The organism is Gilliamella sp. Nev6-6, from assembly GCF_001690605.1.
Lineage (GTDB): Bacteria > Pseudomonadota > Gammaproteobacteria > Enterobacterales > Orbaceae > Gilliamella > Gilliamella apicola_C.
In genome coordinates this window covers 1-3824 of record NZ_LZHP01000084.1, presented here as the reverse complement: position 1 = coordinate 3824, position 3824 = coordinate 1, and the positions used below count along the sequence as shown (strand labels likewise).

General features: G+C 33.4%; 5 protein-coding genes and 3 pseudogenes. All 8 read left to right on the top strand.

What is annotated here, in order from left to right; genetic code table 11:
* Positions 1 to 268: 268 nt before the first annotated feature.
* Positions 269 to 526 (top strand): annotated as a pseudogene (locus A9G42_RS14855) (RHS repeat domain-containing protein); the annotation flags it as partial.
* A 134-nt stretch (positions 527 to 660) separates the two neighbouring features.
* Positions 661 to 897 (top strand): hypothetical protein, encoded by a 237-nt coding sequence (locus A9G42_RS09800; protein ID WP_065582488.1) that lies wholly within the window; start codon positions 661 to 663, stop codon positions 895 to 897.
* Between the two features lie 75 nt (positions 898 to 972).
* Entirely contained in the window at positions 973 to 1266 is a 294-nt protein-coding gene (locus A9G42_RS09795) for a hypothetical protein (protein WP_065582489.1), read from the top strand.
* A 257-nt stretch (positions 1267 to 1523) separates the two neighbouring features.
* Positions 1524 to 1817 carry an RHS repeat-associated core domain-containing protein gene (locus tag A9G42_RS14850; protein WP_081295717.1) on the top strand — a complete coding sequence of 98 codons (294 nt, stop codon included), beginning with the start codon at positions 1524 to 1526 and terminating at the stop codon, positions 1815 to 1817.
* A gap of 327 nt (positions 1818 to 2144) precedes the next feature.
* A complete protein-coding gene (locus A9G42_RS09790) occupies positions 2145 to 2438 on the top strand; it encodes a hypothetical protein (RefSeq protein ID WP_065566323.1) in 294 nt (97 codons plus the stop codon).
* Positions 2439 to 2638: 200 nt separating this feature from the next.
* Positions 2639 to 2716 (top strand): annotated as a pseudogene (locus A9G42_RS14845) (hypothetical protein); the annotation flags it as partial.
* A gap of 315 nt (positions 2717 to 3031) precedes the next feature.
* A complete protein-coding gene (locus A9G42_RS09785; protein ID WP_065588314.1) occupies positions 3032 to 3397 on the top strand; it encodes a hypothetical protein in 366 nt (121 codons plus the stop codon).
* 189 nt (positions 3398 to 3586) lie between these two features.
* Positions 3587 to 3824: pseudogene (locus A9G42_RS09780) on the top strand (hypothetical protein); the annotation flags it as partial.

The following is a 3824-nucleotide window of genomic DNA, read 5'->3' as shown; positions in this document are numbered from 1 at the left end:
TAAACATTAATATCATAGATTCCTTTAGCTTATCTGTTGAAGATGTTAATAAATTGATGTCACCATATAAATAGAAGGAAATATAAAAATGAACAATTATTTAAATTTTAAATAGAAAAATCAACTAGAGTGATAGAATTAAATACTGTCTAATATTTATTTTGGCAAGGATAATTGAATTTTTCATATATATACTGACTAGAACAGCTACGAACCACTAGCGCAATAGGCATAGACGGCAACCATGAACAACATATCCACTACTTCCCACACCGACCTGAATGGCTGTCCAGAAGAGCTCACCGATGCAAACGGTAAAATACTGTGGGAATGCAGCTTTCAGTTATGGGGTAAGCGAATTCATGAAATCGAACACATCCCGATACAACAGAATCTCAGATATCAGGGACAATATTTAGACAGAGAAACTGGCTTACATTACAATACTTTCAGGTGCTATCATCCGGATATAGGTAGATTTACCCAGCCGGATCCGATTGGGCTGCTGGGCGGGTTTAATCTGTATTAATATGCGCCTAATGGGTTAACTTGGATTGATCCATTAGGATTAGCACCTGTGCTGAAGTAAGTGAGTTTGATCGTATAAAAAGTAGCAAAGTCTATACAGTTATTAGACAAGGCAAAAACATATCTTCTGGATTGTTTTCACTAAACCCAAATAATATAGAAATAGTTGCAGGACATGTAACATCAGAGAGTCGTTCTCCATCTCAGTTTATATCTGCAACCAAAGATTTAAGTATCGCTGAAAAATGGGCTAATAAAATTGGAACTAGAATAGTTGATATAGATTTAAGTAAAATTTTGGGTGGAACAATTGATATATCTTTTACTAAAGGTCTTGACCTTTTAAGTAATCAATTTGAAGACGATTAGCTAAAGGTGCTTGAGAAGCACTATTTGACTGACCTATACCAACAAATTCAATAAAAATAATTAATTAGGTATTTTATGAAAATTATAAATTCTGATGTTCATGAAAAGATTATCAGTGTAATTGAAAAAATTAGATTACAAGATAAGTTAGATGAAAAAACAATTAATGATCTCTATACTTCACTGGATGAAATGGTAACTAATTATAAAGAAAAAGATCTTATTTCAAAGGAATTGGCATATAATCTTTTAGTCCTGCATGACAATTTAGAAGGCGCTTTAAAATTGGGCACTTATGAAGACATGAAGTATATAAGTAATATTAATTCAAAAGTAAGCGAATATATTGAGAAAATATTTCTAAGTTAAAAAACTGAAATTAAATCAGGATGATTAGTGGCACTACCACTACAACGCCAACTACCGCTTGAGCGAAGTACGTATTGAAAAACATCAACTAAACGACGCAGGCAACCCCTACAATCGTGCCCGCTTTTATGGATCGGCTAAAAAATGATTCAGAAAACCAGCCCGAATCAGCACAGCAGGCTGTATATCTATACCGACCAAAGCAGCTACCAACTACTGGCACGCATAGATAAAAGAGGTAATGCTCCGAAAAAGTCATATACTTCCTCACCGATCTAAACGGTGCACCAAAAGAGCTTACCGTAGCAAACAGTGACATCATCTGGGAATGTAGCTATCCGCTCTGGGGTAAACGGATTCATGAAATCGAACACGACTCAGTAGAACAAAACCTCAGACATCAGGGACAATATTTAGACAGAAAAACTGGGCTACATTACAATACTTTCAGGTACTATGATCCAGATATAGATAGATTTACTCAACTGGATCTGGTAGGTTTAGCTGGCAGTATTAATCTTTATCAGTATGCGCCTATTGGATTGAGTTGATCCGTGGAAATTGAGTTGTTTCAAAATTCATTCGTGAATAAAAGAAAGTAATAAACTTTTTTAAAAAGCTGAGATTATAGGAAAATCGCATCAATCAAGTATCGTTCATTTAACAAAACAACTTCTTTTAAAGAATAAAAAAATCAGACTGTCGCACCAAAAACCATAGGTCATGGATTTTCTGAAACTAGAGTTCGATATGGGCACGTGTTTATTTCAGAGAAATAAATGATAGTATAATTGAAATATTAGTAAATCTAATAAGGCTAATCAGCAAATAGTTATCAATGAAGTTTTAAAAGTATTTGGTAAAGGAACTTAAGTATTATGAATATTAAAATTTTAAACTATGATCGGGATCTTAATCAGGTCAATGATAATGTTGATGTTGAAGTTTTTTTAGACAATGGAAAGAGGTATGCTGCAACATTTTTCACTATCGAAAATATAATTTCTATTTTGAATAAGTATAAAGAGACAAAAGAGTGTTGTAATGGCTTATATTTTTGGGCATCAGATATGATTATTGTTGAGAGTTTAAATGACAAAGTAATAAATAAAACGATACAGGATTTGATAAAAAACGAAGAATTTCATCATGTTTTCTCATTATTAGAGTAATTAATCAATGTAGAAAAGATCGTACATCTAAATTTTCATCGCTTTTATTTCTTTGCTACCTATATTGTAGAAAATCAGCTATTAGTTATGAAGTATAATGATACAAAAATAGTACAGGTATCGATACAATATAATTCATACTATCAAGGTTATAATTTAGACAAGTAACCAGTTTACATTACAATACTTTCAGGTACTATCATCCAGATACAGGAAGATTTACCCAGCCAGACCCGATTGAGCTGCTGGTGGGTTTAATCTGTCCAGTATGCGCCTAATGAGTTGACTTGGGCCGATCATTTAGGGCTGAATGCTCACCATGTAAGGCAAAATCTTGTAAAAGGGTATTATCCCTGCTATTTTAGTTCCCAAAGTTGAACATGAGTTCCTTACAGATGAAGTTGGAATTGTTACACGCAGTAAAATTAACTCTATAACAGAAAAACCATTTAGTCATGCTAGAGAATTATTAGCTAGAGGTATACGTGTACCCACAAATACCCAATAGTGCTTTTCAGAAATTAATCGCCAAAAATAAAGAAATGTATCCAGAAATGAGAAAACTAAAACCTAATGGAAAAAGAGGTTGTTAAATGAATAAAATAGGAAAAGATGAATTAATCGTCAACTCAATTTTAGATGAGCTCTTAAATGACAGACTTGAATATTATAAAAATAATTTAAGTAATTCAAGTGAACCTACAAACAGCGATGATCCTTATGCAAGAGCAAGAAGTATTATCGCAAAGCTATCAGATAAAGACCAAGAAAAGATTTTTAATTTTCTGCGTATAGTAATGATAGATACAATGTCAACAATTTTTGGCACCATAGATGGTTCATGTTTTCCTCCTAATATTAGTGGTGATTTCATTCTTGAGTATGATGGAGATGAAATACAAGGTTCATTGCAAGATGAGTTAATTGCCAAAGCGGAAGAGATTGGTGTCTACAATTAATGAATTAATCATTTTCCCCCGATCTGCTAGTAGGCGAAAAACACAACAAACAGGGATAGACCGACTACTGTTATGATTGCACCAACAGAATTGAAGCGATTGCCATCAAAGATACTGGGAAATTCTGCTATACGATGATACCCCAACCTATTAGCGGGATCGAAAGCGTGTTCCTAAAAAAAGAGGTCGATGCTAATTATGGCTAAACGTGTTGTTTGGAAGAAAAATGATCTAGTCAATATCCAATTACGTGATAATTTATACACAATTGGACAGATGCTAACCAGCCCTGAAATGCGCTTTTATGATATTTTCAATTCAGATGGTGCATGGCAGAATTTAGATTTAAATAAAATAGAACCCTTGTTCAGCGTTTTTGTTGGGAATGTGATTAATAAGTCGTTAATTCAAGGGAAAATAAAATCCA

Excerpts from the sequence above, each read along its gene's own strand:
- A9G42_RS09795 (WP_065582489.1), top strand. The coding sequence starts at position 973 with ATGAAAATTATAAATTCTGATGTTCATGAAAAGATTATCAGTGTAATT.
- A9G42_RS09790 (WP_065566323.1), top strand. The coding sequence starts at position 2,145 with ATGAATATTAAAATTTTAAACTATGATCGGGATCTTAATCAGGTCAAT.
- A9G42_RS09785 (WP_065588314.1), top strand. The coding sequence starts at position 3,032 with ATGAATAAAATAGGAAAAGATGAATTAATCGTCAACTCAATTTTAGAT.